At 69.4% G+C, this 16,956-nt stretch carries 12 protein-coding genes; 9 read left to right on the plus strand and 3 right to left on the minus strand.

The window, feature by feature from the left end; genetic code table 11:
* Positions 1 to 6: 6 nt before the first annotated feature.
* A complete protein-coding gene (gene eccCa / locus ACFWHU_RS36720) occupies positions 7 to 3,990 on the minus strand; it encodes a type VII secretion protein EccCa (RefSeq protein WP_387230506.1) in 3,984 nt (1,327 codons plus the stop codon).
* Positions 3,991 to 4,216: 226 nt separating this feature from the next.
* On the opposite strand from eccCa, the gene eccD reads away from it, so the two are divergent.
* From eccD to ACFWHU_RS36750, 6 genes are all read left to right on the plus strand, one after another.
* On the plus strand, positions 4,217 to 5,716 hold the full coding sequence (gene eccD / locus ACFWHU_RS36725) for a type VII secretion integral membrane protein EccD (RefSeq protein WP_385802684.1): 1,500 nt from the start codon (positions 4,217 to 4,219) through the stop codon (positions 5,714 to 5,716).
* A 167-nt stretch (positions 5,717 to 5,883) separates the two neighbouring features.
* Positions 5,884 to 6,174, plus strand: a complete 291-nt coding sequence (rpsO, locus tag ACFWHU_RS36730; RefSeq protein ID WP_023538273.1) for a 30S ribosomal protein S15 — start codon at positions 5,884 to 5,886, stop codon at positions 6,172 to 6,174.
* 383 nt (positions 6,175 to 6,557) lie between these two features.
* Complete coding sequence (locus ACFWHU_RS36735) at positions 6,558 to 8,792, plus strand: polyribonucleotide nucleotidyltransferase (RefSeq protein ID WP_078074767.1); 2,235 nt, start codon at positions 6,558 to 6,560, stop codon at positions 8,790 to 8,792.
* Positions 8,789 to 10,168, plus strand: coding sequence for a M16 family metallopeptidase (locus ACFWHU_RS36740; RefSeq protein ID WP_387230508.1), 1,380 nt, complete (start codon positions 8,789 to 8,791; stop codon positions 10,166 to 10,168). The genes ACFWHU_RS36735 and ACFWHU_RS36740 overlap by 4 nt, the downstream gene beginning before the upstream one ends.
* Before the next feature lie 35 nt (positions 10,169 to 10,203).
* Positions 10,204 to 10,968: a 4-hydroxy-tetrahydrodipicolinate reductase gene (dapB, locus tag ACFWHU_RS36745; protein ID WP_387230510.1), complete on the plus strand. Its 765-nt coding sequence runs from the start codon at positions 10,204 to 10,206 to the stop codon at positions 10,966 to 10,968.
* A gap of 5 nt (positions 10,969 to 10,973) precedes the next feature.
* A complete protein-coding gene (locus ACFWHU_RS36750; protein ID WP_385802605.1) occupies positions 10,974 to 11,432 on the plus strand; it encodes a hypothetical protein in 459 nt (152 codons plus the stop codon).
* Positions 11,433 to 11,605: 173 nt separating this feature from the next.
* On the opposite strand, the gene ACFWHU_RS36755 is transcribed toward ACFWHU_RS36750, so the two are convergent.
* Both ACFWHU_RS36755 and ACFWHU_RS36760 read right to left on the minus strand, forming a co-directional pair.
* Positions 11,606 to 12,154: a hypothetical protein gene (locus tag ACFWHU_RS36755; protein ID WP_385802603.1), complete on the minus strand. Its 549-nt coding sequence runs from the start codon at positions 12,152 to 12,154 to the stop codon at positions 11,606 to 11,608.
* 95 nt (positions 12,155 to 12,249) lie between these two features.
* Positions 12,250 to 12,489 carry a hypothetical protein gene (locus ACFWHU_RS36760; RefSeq protein ID WP_387230512.1) on the minus strand — a complete coding sequence of 80 codons (240 nt, stop codon included), beginning with the start codon at positions 12,487 to 12,489 and terminating at the stop codon, positions 12,250 to 12,252.
* 266 nt (positions 12,490 to 12,755) lie between these two features.
* On the opposite strand from ACFWHU_RS36760, the gene thyX reads away from it, so the two are divergent.
* The 3 genes from thyX (at position 12,756) to ACFWHU_RS36775 (ending at position 16,601) form a co-directional block, all read left to right on the plus strand.
* Complete coding sequence (thyX, locus tag ACFWHU_RS36765) at positions 12,756 to 13,493, plus strand: FAD-dependent thymidylate synthase (protein ID WP_385802600.1); 738 nt, start codon at positions 12,756 to 12,758, stop codon at positions 13,491 to 13,493.
* 316 nt (positions 13,494 to 13,809) lie between these two features.
* Entirely contained in the window at positions 13,810 to 14,709 is a 900-nt protein-coding gene (gene dapA, locus ACFWHU_RS36770; RefSeq protein ID WP_242573893.1) for a 4-hydroxy-tetrahydrodipicolinate synthase, read from the plus strand.
* Between the two features lie 206 nt (positions 14,710 to 14,915).
* Entirely contained in the window at positions 14,916 to 16,601 is a 1,686-nt protein-coding gene (locus tag ACFWHU_RS36775; RefSeq protein WP_069629446.1) for a ribonuclease J, read from the plus strand.
* Positions 16,602 to 16,956 lie beyond the last annotated feature (355 nt).

A 16,956-nucleotide genomic window follows, 5' to 3' on the forward strand; every position in this document is an offset into this window, starting at 1 on the left:
CGCCCGTCACCGCTCGTCCAGCGACGGCATGAGGGCCGTCTGCACCAGCGGGTTGCCGCGCTGGCGGGAGACGAAGATGCCGCGGCCCGCCGGCATCGGACGCGCCCTTACGCCGCCGAGGATGTCGCCCTCCTGCGGATCGCCCGAGAGCAGCACGCCCTGCGCGCCGAGCTCCATCATCCGCTGCATGAACGGCTCGTACGAGGCCCTGCTCGCCCCCGCCGCGCTGCGGGCGATGATGAAGCGCACACCCACGTCACGCGCGAACGGCAGCTGCTCCGTGAGCTTGTTGAGCGGGTTGCCGCTGGACGTGGACACCAGGTCGTAGTCGTCGACGACCACGAACACCGTCGGCCCACGCCACCAGCTGCGGTCGCGCAACTGCTGCGCCGTGACGTCGGCCGCCGGCGTACGACGCCGCATCAGGTCCGACAACGCGTCCACGTGGTGGTCCATGTTGTTGGACATCGGCACGTACTCCGCCAGGTGCGACGGCGGCGTCACGTCCAGCAGCGCGCGCCGGTTGTCGATGACGAAGAACTTGGCCGAGTTCCCGTCGTACCGCTCCGACAACTGCTTGATCAGCAGCCGCAGCAGGTTCGACTTGCCGGACTCGCTCTCGCCGAACACCAGGAAGAACGGGTCGCGTTCGAAGTTGACGAAGACCGGCTCCAGCAGGTTCTCGTCGATTCCGAAGGCCACGCCGCGCTTCGGCTGCTCGACGCCCGCCGGCAGCGTCGCCGCCTCCAGTTCGCGCGGCAGCAGCCGTACGGCGGGGGCGCCCGGCCCCGTCCAGTGCCGGCCGACCTCCTGCGTCATGGCGGCCGTCGCCTCCGACAGGTCGCTGTCGGAGTTGATGGAGTCGATCCGCGGCACCGCCGCCATGAAGTGCAGCTTCTCCGGCGTCAGACCCCTGCCCGGCACCCCGGTGGGTACGTTGACGGCCGCCTTGCGGTCCAGGTCGGAGTCCATCGTGTCGCCGAGGCGCAGCTCCAGCCGGTTCATCAGGTGGTCCTTGAGGTTGGCGCGCACCTCCATCGAGCGCGACGCCGTCAGCACCACATGGATGCCGTAACCGAGTCCGCGCGCCGCGATGTCCAGCACGGCGGGCTCCAACGCCTCATAGTCGGTGCGGAAGTTGCCCCATCCGTCGATGATCAGGAAGACATCGCCCCACGGCTGGTCCGTGAGCGAGATCTCGCCCCGTTCCCGCATCCTGCGGAAGGTGTTGATCGAGTCGATCCCCGCCGTACGGAAGTACTCCTCGCGGCGCGCCAGGATCCCGTACACCTCGGCCGTCGTACGCCGCACCTTCTCCGGGTCGAGCCGCGACGCCACCCCGCCGACGTGCGGCAGCCCCGCGACCGACGACATGCCGCCGCCTCCGAAGTCCAGCCCGTAGAACTGCACTTCCTGCGGCGTGTGCGTCAGCGCGAACCCCGCGATGAGCGTGCGCAGCAGCGTCGACTTGCCGGACTGCGGCCCGCCGACGATCTGCATGTGGCCCGCCGCACCGGAGAAGTCCCGGTACAGGGTGTCGCGCCGCTGCTCGTACGGCTTGTCGACGACGCCCAGCGGTACGACGAGGCGCCCCGCTCCCTCGAAGCCGGGCTGGGTGAGCCCGCGCCCCTCCACGTTCGACAGCCCCGGCAACAGCTCGTCCAGCGACGGCGGGTTGTCCAGCGGCGGCAGCCACACCTGGTGCGCCTCGGCGCCGCGCCCTTCCAGCCGGCGCACGATCACGTCGAGCACCGTGTCGGCCAGCGCGTCGTCCTCGGGGCTGGTGCGCGCGTCCGGTACGGCGGGCCGGGTGGTCGGCTGTACGTAGTGCACCGGCACCGGCGCCGCGGTGAACGGCACGGGCCTGCGGTCGACCGGGAGCGGCCCCCCGGTGCCCGCGACCGCCTGCGCGTTCGCCCGGTACACCCCGGAGACGTACGCGGCCTTGAACCGCACCATTTCGTCGGTGCCGTACTTCAGATACCCGGAACCGGGCACGTTCGGCAGCTGGTACGCGTCCGGCACACCCAGCGCGGCACGGGACTCCGCGGCCGAGAAGGTACGCAGACCCACGCGGTACGAGAGGTACGTCTCCAGCCCGCGCAGCCGGCCCTCCTCCAACCGCTGCGACGCCAGCAGGAGATGGACACCCAGCGAACGCCCGATGCGCCCGATCTGGACGAACATCTCGATGAAGTCGGGCATCGCTGTCAGGAGTTCGCTGAACTCGTCGATGACCAGCACCAGCGACGGGATGGGCTGCAACGGTGACCCCGCCGCGCGCGCCTTCTCGTAGTCGTGGATGTTGGCGTAGTTGCCCGCGTCGCGCAGCATCTCCTGACGGCGGTTCAGCTCGCCCCGGATCGAGTCACCCATGCGGTCGACCAGTGTGAGGTCGTCCGCGAGGTTGGTGATCACCGCCGCGACGTGCGGCATCTGCGACATGCCGGCGAAGGTGGCACCACCCTTGAAGTCCGCGAGGACGAAGTTCAGCGTCTCCGAGGAGTGCGTGACGGCGAGGCCCAGCACCAGCGTGCGCAGCAGTTCGGACTTGCCGGAGCCGGTGGCGCCGACGCACAGACCGTGCGGCCCCATGCCCTCCTGCGCCGCCTCCTTCAGGTCCAGCATGACGGGCGCGCCGTCCTCACCGACACCGATGGGCACACGCAGCCGCTCCGCCTGCGAACGGGGTCGCCATGTGCGGGTGACGTCGACGGACGCCGCGTCCCCGAGGTTCAGCAGATCGGTGAAGTCGAGGTTGGCGAGCAGCGGTTCGTCGTCGTCGTCACCACCCGTCGCGGCGCGGAGCGGTGCGAGCTGACGGGCCAGCGCCTCGGCGGCCTCCAGGCTCAGCCGGTCGGGCTCCCCGTCGTACACCATGCCGTGCCCCGACTCCAGCCGCAGCGAGTCGGGATGCACCACCACGGCCAGGCTGCCGCGCGCCCCGGTGACCTCGCCCGGTACGACCTCGACGACCGTCACACCCTGCAACCCCTCGGGCGCCGCCAGCGCCGACACGGGGGGCAGCGACAGGCCGTCCAGGACGACGACGATGTGCGGCTGGTCCAGCAGCGGATGCCCGCCGGGCTGGAAGCGCGGACGGCCCTCCAGCCGCCCCGCCAGCATCTCCTCCAGCTCCCGCACGTCGGAGGTGATCAGCCGGCGGCTGCCCGCCCCGTCGCCGGGGCCCTGCGCCTGTACGTGCGGCAGCCACTTCGTCCACTCCCACCCCGACGCCGCGCCCCGTCCGGTGACGACGGCGATGACCAGGTCCTCGGGGGAGTGCAGCGAGGCGAGCGAACCGACCATCGCGCGCGCCGTGGAGCGCACCGACTCGGCCTCGCCGGTGACGGTCAGGTGGTAGAAGGCGCGCAGCGAGACGGCCATCGGCAGACCGTCCAGCACGCTGTGCGCGTTGAGGAACTGCTGCATCGCCCCGGCGGTCAACGGCTCCAGCTCGTCCACGGGGGCGGTTTCGGGGGCGATGAGCGGGGTGGCGAGCTGTTGACTGCCCAGCCCGATACGTACCTGCCCGAAGTCGTCGTCGGCGACCCGCCGTTCCCACACCCGGCTGCCCTCGGCGACCAGCGCCCACAACTGCTCCGGCGACGGGTGGAGGTAGTACTGCGCGTCCCGTTGCAGATGCGCGGTCCGCAGCACCGTACGCCGCGTCTGCGTCAGGTACTTGAGATAGTCACGCCGCATGTCGGCGAGTTCGCCCTGCGTTCCGCGCCGGTGCCGCACCAGCATCGCGATGGCCATGGCGATCGTCGAGGCGATCATCACCATGCCCATGATGCGCATGATCGGATTCGGCGTCATGAAGAAGAAGACGACCGAACCGCCCATGCCCAGCATCGGGAGCAACTGCATGAGCGCGCCCTCCTGCTGCCCTCTGGGCAGCGGCGGAGGGGGTTGCACCTGCATCTGCTCGCCGGGTACGTCGGCGGGCAGAGCCCGCGGCGGGCGCTTGACGACGATCTGACTCACTGCTCACCAATTCCCTTGCCGGACGGAAAAGTTCCCACCGGCGCCCCCGTGGCGACGGGCCTCCATCCGCGGGCAAGGATCCTACTTGCGTGGGTGCCCACCGCCCGGCGGTAGGGTGACCGGACGCGTTTGCGCAGCGATGAACTTCCGCAAAAAAACGGGTCATTCAGAGTGCAACGCGGGCATCGGGCGCATGGGAACCACGAGGGGGATGCAGCACGTGAGTATGACGGCCCAAGCGGCGGCCACCGGCACCGGTCAACCGGGCGCACCGGCCCCGTCCAGCGGTGGGACCGGCTTCTGCCGGATCACCGTTGTCGCCCCGGACGGCCGCATCGACGTGGCACTGCCCGAGGACATTCCCGTGGCCGACCTCCACCCGGAGATCCTGCGGCTGTCCGGTCAGAGCCCCGAGGCGGGCGCCCCCGTCGGGTACCACCTGGTACGCCGCGACGGCACCGTCCTCGACAGTGCCCGCTCCCTGGCCTCCCAGCGCATCCTCGACGGCGAACTGCTGTCGCTGCGGCCCTTCGCCGAATCCCTGCCCCCGGCTGTCTTCGACGACGTCTCGGACGCCGTCGCGTCCGCGGTCGCCCGCGACCGCACCCTGTGGACCGACAGCGCGATGCGCGGCGCCGGTCTCCTCGGCGGCTCCGTCCTGCTGACGCTGCTCGCCTTCGTGCTGTGGACCGCCGACCCCCGCCACGACACACACGGCCTTCCGGGCATCCTGGCCGGCGTCACCGCCGTCCTGCTGCTCGCCCTCGCCGGTGTACGGGCCCGGGTGTACGACGACCGCGGCTCGTCCGTCGCGCTCGGTATCGGCTCGATGGCCAACGCCGCCGTCGCCGGATCCGGACTGTTGCCCTTCGCGGACGGACAGGGCATCGGCAGACTCCAGTTCCTGCTCGCCTGCGCCGCCGTACTGGTCGCCTCGGTGATCCTGGTGATCGTCACCCCCGCCGGCGACAGCCCCTTCGTCGCGTTCGTCTTCGCCTCCACCGTCGGCCTCCTGGTGACGTTCATCGCCATCACGACCGACATGGCGCCCGCCGAGACCGCCGCCGTGTGCGCCGCGCTCTCCGTAGGAACACTGGCCTTCCTGCCCGGCCTCTCCACCCGCTTCGCCCGGCTCCCCATCGGGTTCGAGCCGCCCCGTACCGCCGCCGGGGACTACGGAACCGACCCCGCGCCCCCCGCGCCCGTCGACCCCGAGCGCATCGCCGCCCAGGCCCGGCGCGGCCACGAACTGCTCGTCGGCCTGGTCGGCGGCTGCGCGCTGGTGGCCGTCGGCGCCGCCGCCGTACTCGGCTTCTCCGACGGTGTGTGGGGCCAGCTCCTCGCCCTCGCCACCGGCGTCGCCATGCTGATGCGCGCCCACCTCTTCAGCTACACGGCACAGGTCGGCTGCGCCCTCGCCGCCGGTCTCGGCGCCCTCGTCCTGCTGGGACTCGGTCTGTGCCTCAACCCCCCGGAGGGGCTGATCCGCGAGGCCCTGCGCGGTGACGGCGCGGGCCTCGACATCCGTACGGTCTGGCTGACCGCCGCCATCGCCGGGATCGCCGCACTGATCATCGCCATAGGGCTGATCGTCCCGCGCAAGGGCGTCACCCCGTTCTGGGGCCGCTTCCTGGAGATCGCCGAGTCCTTCGTACTACTGACGGTCGTCCCGCTGTGCCTCGCGGTGTTCGACGTCTACCACTCCATCCGTGCGTTGACGTCCTGACTGGCTGGTACGCTGTGTGACGGCCGTTTGTGTACGCGTTCCGGTCTGTCCGGAAACAGCGACCCCGTCAACAACGGCAGCTCATCCCCGCCACCCGAGTAACCGAAGATCCCCAGCGAATTCGACCTGGGGCACTCGATGGCCACGAAGACCCACGAGGAGTACGCGTGCCGCTTGCCGCCGCTACGAAGAAGCAGATCATGTCGGAGTTCGCCACCAAGGAAGGCGACACCGGCTCCCCCGAGGTCCAGGTCGCGATGCTCTCGCGCCGCATCTCGGACCTGACCGAGCACCTGAAGACGCACAAGCACGACCACCACTCCCGCCGCGGTCTGCTCATCCTGGTCGGCCAGCGCCGCCGCCTGCTGCAGTACCTGGCGAAGAAGGACATCCAGCGCTTCCGTGCGCTGGTCGACCGCCTGGGCATCCGCCGCGGTGCGGCCGGCGGCGCCAAGTAGCACGCCGTGAAGGGAGCGGTTCCCACACACCGGGAACCGCTCCCTTCGCCGTATACGCACGAAGCTCAGTAACCTGTTCGCAGGAGCACAGCTCCCGGACACCGCTGAGAAGCAGTGACGGAACACCAGCACCACGAGCACGATCAGCACCACCCCGCATGACAGAAGGCACCACCCACTGACGAGGGGAAGCGCCCCTCCGCCGCCGCCGGTCCTCGGTAGTGGCCCCCGGAACGGCGCGGCGAACGCCGCCCGCGGCCGACGCCGCCGCCCCGGGAGCTTCGATCGAAGACCGGCCCGCACCACGGAGCGCTTCTCCGCCTGTCCCCCGCCACACGGGCGCGGGACGAAAGACGACAAACGACGAGTATGGAGAACCACTGGTGGAGAACGAGACCCACTACGCCGAGGCCGTTATCGACAACGGCACGTTCGGCACCCGCACCATCCGCTTCGAGACGGGCCGTCTGGCCAGGCAGGCCGCCGGCTCCGCCGTCGCGTATCTGGACGACGACACCATGGTGCTGTCGGCCACGACCGCTTCCAAGAAGCCCAAGGACCAGCTCGACTTCTTCCCCCTCACGGTGGACGTCGAGGAGCGGCAGTACGCGGCCGGCAAGATCCCCGGCTCGTTCTTCCGCCGCGAGGGCCGGCCCTCCGAGGACGCGATCCTCACCTGCCGCCTCATCGACCGGCCGCTGCGCCCCTCCTTCAAGAAGGGCCTGCGCAACGAGATCCAGATCGTCGAGACGATCATGGCGCTCAACCCCGACCACCTGTACGACGTGGTCGCGATCAACGCCGCCTCCTGCTCCACGCAGCTGGCCGGCCTGCCCTTCTCCGGCCCGATCGGCGGCACCCGTGTCGCCCTGATCAAGGGCCAGTGGGTCGCGTTCCCGACGCACACCGAGCTCGAGGACGCCGTCTTCGACATGGTGGTCGCCGGCCGCGTCCTGGAGGACGGCGACGTCGCGATCATGATGGTCGAGGCCGAGGCCACCACGAAGACCATCCAGCTCGTCGCCGACGGCGCCGACGCTCCCACCGAGGAGATCGTCGCCGCCGGTCTGGAAGCCGCGAAGCCCTTCATCAAGGCGCTCTGCAAGGCCCAGGCCGACCTCGCCGCCAAGGCCGCCAAGCCCACCGGCGAGTTCCCGGTCTTCCTCGACTACCAGGACGACGTCCTGGAGGCCCTCACCGCCGCCGTGAAGAGCGAGCTGTCGCAGGCGCTCACCATCGCCGGCAAGCAGGACCGCGAGACCGAGCTGGACCGCGTCAAGGAGCTCGCCGCCGAGAAGCTGCTCCCGCAGTTCGAGGGCCGCGAGAAGGAGATCTCCGGTGCGTACCGCGCGCTGACGAAGTCCCTGGTCCGCGAGCGCGTCATCAAGGACAAGGTCCGCATCGACGGCCGCGGCGTCACGGACATCCGTACGCTCGCCGCCGAGGTCGAGGCCATCCCGCGCGTGCACGGTTCCGCGCTGTTCGAGCGTGGCGAGACCCAGATCCTGGGCGTCACCACCCTCAACATGCTCCGCATGGAGCAGCAGTTGGACACCCTCTCGCCGGTGACCCGCAAGCGCTACATGCACAACTACAACTTCCCGCCGTACTCCGTCGGTGAGACCGGCCGCGTCGGTTCGCCGAAGCGCCGCGAGATCGGCCACGGAGCGCTCGCCGAGCGCGCCATCATGCCGGTGCTGCCGACGCGCGAGGAGTTCCCCTACGCGATCCGCCAGGTCTCCGAGGCGCTGGGCTCCAACGGCTCGACGTCCATGGGCTCGGTCTGCGCCTCCACCATGTCGCTGCTGAACGCCGGTGTGCCCCTCAAGGCCCCCGTCGCCGGTATCGCCATGGGCCTGATCTCCCAGGAGATCGACGGCAAGACGCACTACGTCGCCCTCACCGACATCCTCGGTGCGGAGGACGCCTTCGGCGACATGGACTTCAAGGTCGCCGGTACGAAGACGTTCGTCACCGCGCTCCAGCTCGACACCAAGCTCGACGGCATCCCCGCCTCGGTCCTGGCCGCCGCGCTGAAGCAGGCCCGCGACGCCCGCCTCCACATCCTCGATGTGATGAACGAGGCCATCGACGTCCCGGACGAGATGTCCCCGAACGCCCCGCGGATCATCACCGTCAAGATCCCCGTGGACAAGATCGGTGAGGTCATCGGCCCCAAGGGCAAGATGATCAACCAGATCCAGGAGGACACCGGCGCCGACATCACGATCGAGGACGACGGCACCATCTACATCGGTGCCGCCGACGGACCGGCCGCCGAGGCCGCCCGCGCCACGATCAACGGCATCGCCAACCCGACCATGCCGGAGGTCGGCGAGCGCTACCTGGGCACGGTCGTCAAGACCACCACCTTCGGTGCGTTCGTGTCGCTGCTCCCCGGCAAGGACGGTCTGCTGCACATCTCGCAGATCCGCAAGCTCGCCGGCGGCAAGCGCGTCGAGAACGTCGAGGACGTCCTCGGTGTCGGCCAGAAGGTCCAGGTCGAGATCGCCGAGATCGATCAGCGCGGCAAGCTCTCCCTGATCCCCGTGATCGAGGGCGAGGACGAAGAGAAGAACGACCAGCAGGACGACCAGAAGGACGAAGCCTCCCAGTGACGTTTCGTAGTTCCACGACGACGGCCCGCACCTCCTCGGAGGTACGGGCCGTCGCCCGTACCCAAACCCTCCTGGAGGGGCAGAACGGCATCGGCACCGTCCGCCGCACGACCCTCCCCGGCGGCCTGCGCGTCGTCACCGAGACCCTGCCGTCCGTACGGTCGGCGACCTTCGGCATCTGGGTACAGGTCGGCTCACGCGACGAGACGCCCACGCTCAACGGCGCCACGCACTATCTGGAACACCTCCTCTTCAAGGGCACCAAGAAGCGCAGCGCCCTCGACATCTCCTCCGCCATAGACGCGGTCGGCGGCGAGATGAACGCCTTCACGGCGAAGGAGTACACCTGCTACTACGCGCGCGTGCTCGACACCGATCTCCCCCTCGCCATCGACGTCGTGTGCGACATGCTCACGGGCTCGCTCATCGAGGCCGAGGACGTCGACGCCGAGCGCGGCGTCATCCTCGAAGAGATCGCCATGACCGAGGACGACCCGGGCGACTGCGTACACGACCTCTTCTCGCACACCATGCTCGGTGACACCCCCCTCGGCCGCCCCGTCCTGGGCACCGTCGACACCGTCAACGCCCTGGACCGCGGCCGGATCGCCCGCTTCTACAAGAAGCACTACGACCCGACGCACCTGGTCGTCGCCGCCGCGGGCAACGTCGACCACGCCACCGTCGTACGGCAGGTACGCCGCGCCTTCGAGAAGGCCGGCGCCCTCTCCCGTACGGACGCCGTCCCGGTCGCCCCGCGCGAGGGCCGCCGCGACCTGCGCACGGCCGGCCGCGTCGAGCTGCTGAACCGCAAGACGGAGCAGGCCCACATCGTCCTCGGCATGCCGGGCCTCTCCCGCACCGACGAGCGCCGGTGGGCCCTGGGGGTTCTCAGCACGGCCCTCGGCGGCGGTATGAGCTCCCGGCTCTTCCAGGAGGTACGGGAGAAGCGCGGCCTCGCCTACAGCGTGTACTCGTACACCTCCGGCTTCGCCGACTGCGGTCTCTTCGGCATCTACGCGGGCTGCCGCCCCAGCCAGGTACACGACGTGCTGAAGATCTGCCGCGACGGGCTGGACCAGGTCGCGTCCGAAGGACTCGGCGACGAGGAGATCGGCCGCGCCGTCGGGCAGCTCTCCGGCTCCACCGTCCTCGGTCTGGAGGACACCGGCGCGCTGATGAACCGCATCGGCAAGAGCGAGCTGTGCTGGGGCACCCAGATGTCCGTGGACGACATGCTCGCGCGGATAGCCGCCGTCACTCCCGACGACGTGCGCGCCGTGGCACGCGACGTACTGGGACAGCGACCCTCTCTGTCGGTCATCGGGCCCCTCAAGGACAAGCAGGCCGACCGTCTCGACGAAGCGGTCGCCTGACCCCCGTCCTCCCAGCCTCCTAAGGAAGCGATGCGATGAGCACCAAACTGCGGGTGGCCGTTCTCGGCGCCAACGGCCGGATCGGCTCCGAGGCCGTACGGGCCGTCGAGGCCGCCGACGACATGGAACTGGTCGCGGCCCTCGGACGCGGCGACAAACTGGAGACCCTCGTCGACACGGGCGCCCAGGTCGCCGTCGAACTGACCACTCCCACCGCGGTGATGGGCAACCTCGACTTCCTCGTACGCCACGGCGTCCACGCCGTCGTCGGCACCACCGGCTGGACCGACGACCGCCTGGCACAGCTGGAGACGGTGCTGGCGGGCTCCCCGGAGACGGGCGTGCTCATCGCGCCCAACTTCTCCATCGGAGCCGTCCTCACCATGAAGTTCGCCCAGGCGGCGGCCCGTTACTTCGAGTCCGCCGAAGTCGTCGAACTCCACCATCCCAACAAGGCCGACGCCCCGTCGGGCACCGCCGCCCGCACCGCCCAGCTGATCGCAGCCGCCCGCGCCGAGGCCGGCTCCGCGCCCCAGCCCGACGCCACGGTCACGGCGCTGGACGGGGCGCGCGGCGCGGACGTCGACGGGGTCCGGGTGCACTCCGTACGGCTCCGAGGACTGCTCGCCCACCAGGAGGTCCTGCTCGGCGGCGAGGGGGAGACCCTCACCATCCGCCACGACTCCCTGCACCACAGCAGCTTCATGCCGGGGATCCTCCTCGGCGTCCGCCGGGTGGTCCGTACACCGGGCCTCACCTTCGGCCTGGAACACTTCCTCGATCTGAACCTGCCGGACTGACCACCGTGCGCGCCAAGATCATGTACTTCGTCATGTCCGCCGTCCTCGTCGGCTTCTTCGTCCTGGCCGGCGGCCGTGGCGTCGCACTCATCGGCATCGGTACGCCGCTGAGCGTCGCGTTCGGGATCGCGGTGCTGGTGCTGCCGGTCATCGGGGCCTGGTTCCTCTGGCAGAACACCCGGTTCGTACAGCGGGCCAACCGGCTCGCCGCCGAGCTGGACGCCGAGGGCGGCCTGCCGGTCGACGAGCTGGTGCGCACCGCGAGCGGCCGCGTCGACCGGGCATCGGCGGACGCCGTGTTCGCCGCCCGCCGCGCCGAGACCGAGGACACTCCGGGGGACTGGCGCTGCTGGTTCCGCCTCGCGGTCGCCTACCGCGACGCCGGTGACACTCCCCGGGCCCGCGAGGCGATGCGGCGCGCCATCGCGCTCCACGGGGCGAGCCCCGTGACGGCCGCGGAGTGACGCCCGACTGAGCCGAGAATGCCCGCGACGTCGAAGGACGTCGCGACGGCGAGCCCGGTCGATCGACTCCAACACGCCGACCGACCCGGCGCGATCCGCACACTCGGGTTCCACCCGGTTCGAGACGTCAGCTCGGCGCCCGTTCGGTCAACTCGCGACCACGGTGCGCCGGTTCAGACGCGCCGGTACTCGTCGCCCCACGCCTCGACGCTGTCCGCCGCCCGGTCGAAGGCCTCGGGGCGCGACAGGAAGTCCGCGTTGTGATCCGTGAGCAGCAGCCGCTTCTCGCCGTCACGGAGTACGAGCAGGAGCGCCTGCCCCTGCACCGTCCGCGGCAGCCCCAGCCAGCGCACCGGCTGCTGCGCCGTACGGACCTCCACGGCCTCTTTCCACGGCACGGTCTTGGTCATGAGCAGCCCCACGCGCCGTACGCCGTGCCGGCTGACCCACGCGCCCACCCGCAGCAGTCGCAGCGCGGCGGCGATCATCACCAGCGCGATGCCGAGGCACACGGCGGCGCCGGACGCCGCCCCGGCGAACGCGATGATCATCGTCGCGAGAAGCACGAACGAGGCGAGCAGCAGGAGCAGCGCGGACGCGCCCACCCGCCACGGTCCCGGACGGTACGGGCGACGCCAGCTGTCGTGGTCGTCGAACGGGAGCGCGACATCGTCGCTGGTCGCGTCAAACGCACGGTCGGCCGTCAGGAAGGGCAGGGGCACGACTGATCCTCACTCACAAGCACGCTCGATCGGGCGGTGCTGGCTGAGGTTATCGAGGAGCACCGGGGCAGGACCACTCAGGGGGGCCGGACGGGTCAGCGGCCCTGGGACGCCTCGGGCTGCTGCGCCTGTCCGGAGGACCGGCCCGATTCGAGGGACGGCAGCCCGAACAGCAGCGAACCCGCGAGCCCGGCGGCGATAACGAGCCCGACGAGTGTGCGACTCATCAGCTCGGACCGGCTGACTCGCTGCCTGGGAGGCGGAGTGACGTTACTGCGGAAGCGGTCGGCCTCGGCGACGAATGCGAACGGGACGGCTTCACGCCGGCGGAACATGGGGGGAGAACTCCTTGCGGTGGTACGAGTGAAGGTCGGGGAGGCGGCGGGCGAAGTGACCCGGTGCCGCTACTGAGTCAGACGCGTGGAACGGTCATTTGGTGCCCGATTTCGCCGAATTGACGAACAACAGCACGACCCGCGGACGCGCGTCGGCGACGTCCACTCGTACGGTGCCGCGTGTGACCGGAGTCGTCGGCAGTGCCCTGAGTGCCTGGTCGTAGAGTGGGCGCCGCCCGTGAGACGTGACAGGAAGGACCCCGCCGGTGAGCGAGACCCCCGCCGAGACCAAGCCCAGCTTCCGCAGTGAGGTGACCGTCGACCTGGTGAAGCACAGCGCGGGCGACTCGGACGTCCTGTGGGCCGCTCGCGTCTCCACCGCGGGCGAGCAGTCCCTGGAGGAGCTCTCCAAGGACCCCGAGCGCTCCAAGGGGCTCATCAATTTCTTGATGCGCGACCGCCACGGCAGCCCCTTCGAGCACAACTCGATGACCTTCTTCATCAGCGCCCCGATCTTCGTCTTCCGCGAATTCATGCGGCACCGGGTCGGCTGGTCCTACAACGAGGAATCCGGGCGTTACCGGGAGCTCCAGCCCGTCTTCTACGTCCCCGACACCTCGCGCAAGCTGGTCCAGGAGGGCCGCCCCGGCAAGTACGTCTTCGTCGACGGCACCCAGGAGCAGCAGGACCTCACCGAGCGCGCGATGACGGAGTCGTACCGCCAGGCGTACGACGCGTACCAGGAGATGCTGGCGGCCGGTGTCGCCCGCGAGGTGGCCCGCGCGGTGCTGCCGGTGGGCCTCTACTCGTCGATGTACGCGACGTGCAACGCACGCTCGCTGATGCACTTCCTCGGGCTGCGCACCCAGCACGAGGCGGCGAAGGTCCCGTCCTTCCCGCAGCGGGAGATCGAGATGGTCGGCGAGAAGATGGAGGAGCAGTGGGCGCGGCTCATGCCGCTCACGCACGCCGCCTTCAACGGCAACGGCAGGGTGGCGCCGTAGCGCGCCGTCGCCCGGCGCAGCGTCCCCGCAGGGCTGTCGTTGCGCACAGATGTGCCACCGGAGAGCGAAGTGTCCGGATTGCGGCGTTTCGAGAAGTTCATCTAGGCTGATCAGACGGACCCGGCACTGCCTGAACCCCCGAGCAGTCAGTGCCGGGCTCCGTACACCGCCCCTCAGGGGGAGTCATTACCGCGAGTCACGGGCAGCTCCACGGCTCCCGTCACGCCCAGAGCCCGCGCCCGCACCGCGGGCCCACGACCTGCCCGCGTGCCCCCGAGGGGACACGCCGAGCCGAGCAACGAGTAGCGTGTTACCCATGGCTCCGATCTCCACTCCGCAGACCCCCTTCGGGCGGGTCCTCACCGCCATGGTCACGCCCTTCACGGCGGACGGCGCACTCGATCTCGACGGCGCCCAGCGACTCGCCTCCCATCTGGTGGACGCAGGCAACGACGGCCTGATCATCAACGGGACCACCGGCGAGTCCCCGACCACCAGCGACGCGGAGAAAGATCAGCTCGTACGGGCGGTCCTCGAGGCGGTCGGAGACCGGGCACATGTCGTGGCCGGCATCGGCACGAACGACACCCGGCACAGCCTCGAGCTCGCCCGCACCGCCGAACGCACCGGCGCGCACGGCCTGCTCGCGGTGACCCCGTACTACAACAAGCCCCCGCAGGAAGGCCTCTTCCAGCACTTCACGGCCATCGCCGACGCCACCGGGCTGCCGGTGATGCTGTACGACATCCCGGGCCGAAGCGGCGTTCCCATCGACACCGAGACACTCATCCGTCTCGCCCAGCACCCGCGTATCGTCGCCAACAAGGACGCCAAGGGCGACCTCGGCCGGGCCAGCTGGGTCATCGCGCAGAGCGGCCTCCCCTGGTACTCGGGCGACGACATGCTCAACCTGCCGCTCCTGGCGGTCGGCGCCATCGGCTTCGTCTCCGTCGTCGGCCACGTGGTCACACCGGAACTGCGCGCCATGCTCGACGCGCACGTCTCCGGTGACGTCCAGAAGGCCACGGAGATCCACCAGAAGCTGCTCCCCGTCTTCACCGGCATGTTCCGTACGCAGGGAGTCATCACCACCAAGGCGGCGCTCACCCTGCAACAGCTGCCGGCCGGCCCGCTGCGCCTCCCGCTCGTCGAGCTCACGGAGCACGAGACGGCACAGCTCAAGATCGATCTCGCGGCCGGCGGGGTAGAGCTCTGATTGAGGCATCGCCTTCACGAACACGATTCATGGACCAGGTTTCATGAATATCGAAAATATCGAACTTCACAACTGAATAACCGAACACCGAAAGTGCAGGGCATTCCGCCCCACTCGGACAACAAGCAAGTGCAACAGCAAGTGCACGAATGTCATGCGCGCCACGTGCCTCACCGGTACGTGGCGCGTGTGGTGAGGAGAGTCTTTTGAGTCATCCGCATCCCGAACTCGGCGCACCGCCGAAGCTGCCCAAGGGTGGCCTGCGCGTCACCCCGCTCGGTGGCCTCGGCGAAATCGGCCGCAACATGACGGTCTTCGAATACAACGGCCGGCTGCTGATCGTCGACTGCGGCGTCCTCTTCCCCGAAGAGGAACAGCCGGGTATCGATCTGATCCTGCCGGACTTCACCACCATCCGTGATCGCCTCGACGACATCGAGGGGATCGTCCTCACGCACGGCCACGAGGACCACATCGGTGGTGTCCCCTTCCTGCTCCGGCTGAAGGCGGACATCCCCCTCATCGGCTCCAAGCTGACCCTCGCCCTGATCGAGGCCAAGCTCCAGGAGCACCGGATCCGTCCGTACACCCTCGAAGTGACCGAGGGCCATCGCGAGCGCATCGGCCCGTTCGACTGTGAGTTCGTCGCGGTGAACCACTCGATCCCGGACGCGCTGGCCGTCGCCATCCGCACCCCCGCGGGAATGGTGGTCCACACCGGCGACTTCAAGATGGACCAGCTCCCGCTGGACCGTCGGCTGACCGACCTGCCGACCTTCGCCAGACTCGGCGAGGAGGGCATCGATCTGCTGCTCTCCGACTCGACCAATGCCGAGGTGCCGGGCTTCGTCCCGCCCGAGCGGGACATCTCGAACGTCCTGCGGCAGGTCTTCGGCAGCGCCCAGAAGCGGATCATCGTGGCGAGCTTCGCCAGCCACGTCCACCGCATCCAGCAGATCCTCGACGCGGCCCACGAGTACGGCCGCAGAGTCGCGTTCGTCGGCCGCTCGATGGTCAGGAACATGGGAATCGCCCGGGACCTGGGTTACCTCAAGGTCCCGGCCGGCCTCGTCGTCGACGTCAAGACGCTCGACGACCTGCCGGACAGCGAGGTCGTCCTCGTCTGCACCGGCTCCCAGGGTGAGCCGATGGCCGCGCTCTCGCGCATGGCCAACCGCGACCACCAGATCCGGATCGTCCCCGGCGACACGGTGATCCTGGCGTCGTCCCTCATCCCGGGCAACGAGAACGCGGTCTACCGCGTGATCAACGGCCTGACCCGCTGGGGCGCGAACGTCGTCCACAAGGGCAACGCCAAGGTCCACGTCTCGGGCCACGCCTCGGCCGGCGAGCTCCTGTACTTCTACAACATCTGCAAGCCGAAGAACCTCATGCCGGTGCACGGCGAATGGCGCCATCTGCGCGCCAACGCCGAACTCGGCGCGCTGACCGGGGTCCCCAAGGACCACATCGTCATCGCCGAGGACGGAGTGGTCGTCGACCTGGTCGACGGCAAGGCCAGAATCGTCGGCAAGGTCCAGGCGGGTTACGTGTACGTCGACGGGCTCTCGGTCGGCGACGTGACCGAGACCTCCCTCAAGGACCGCCGCATCCTGGGCGACGAGGGCATCATCTCCGTGTTCCTGGTGGTGGATTCGACGACCGGGAAGGTCGTGGGCGGCCCGCACATCCAGGCGCGAGGCTCCGGCATCGAGGACTCCGCGTTCGCCGCCGTCATCCCGAAGATCGAGGAGATCATCGGGAAGTCGGCATCGGACGGCGTCGCCGAGCCCCACCAACTCCAGCAGCTGGTGCGGCGATCGGTGGGCAAGTGGGTCTCCGACACCTATCGCCGGCGCCCGATGATCCTGCCTGTGGTCGTCGAGGTCTGACCTCGGGGTCGACCTCAACACTGGAGCGGGGCCCCCGATTTGCTTCGGGGGCCCCGCTCCAGTAGGTTTACGGCTCCACCTGAACGGGAGCGCCGAGGCAGACACTTGCCGGGAGTCGAGTACCGGACCGGGTGGGAATTCCGACTCAGAATCTCTGATAAAGTCGGATTCGCCGAAAGAGAAACGCGAAAGCGGATATCTGAAAGCAACTCCCGCTGACTGGGAATCAGGCGCCGAAAGGTTCTGATAGAGTCGGAAATGCAAGACAGCAAGACCGAAGGGAAAGCCCGGAGGGACCCGGAGACGGGACCGAAGGAAGCGTCCGTTCCTTGAGAACTCAACAGCGTGCCAAAAG

The sequence above is a fragment of the Streptomyces sp. NPDC060366 genome, from assembly GCF_042725135.1.
In the GTDB taxonomy this organism is placed as follows: domain Bacteria; phylum Actinomycetota; class Actinomycetes; order Streptomycetales; family Streptomycetaceae; genus Streptomyces.

Bases quoted from the DNA above. Each gene is read 5' to 3' on its own strand.
- dapB (WP_387230510.1), top strand. From the start codon at position 10,204: ATGAGCACCAAACTGCGGGTGGCCGTTCTCGGCGCCAACGGCCGGATC.
- dapA (WP_242573893.1), top strand. From the start codon at position 13,810: ATGGCTCCGATCTCCACTCCGCAGACCCCCTTCGGGCGGGTCCTCACC.
- eccD (WP_385802684.1), top strand. From the start codon at position 4,217: ATGACGGCCCAAGCGGCGGCCACCGGCACCGGTCAACCGGGCGCACCG.
- ACFWHU_RS36760 (WP_387230512.1), bottom strand. From the start codon at position 12,489: ATGTTCCGCCGGCGTGAAGCCGTCCCGTTCGCATTCGTCGCCGAGGCC.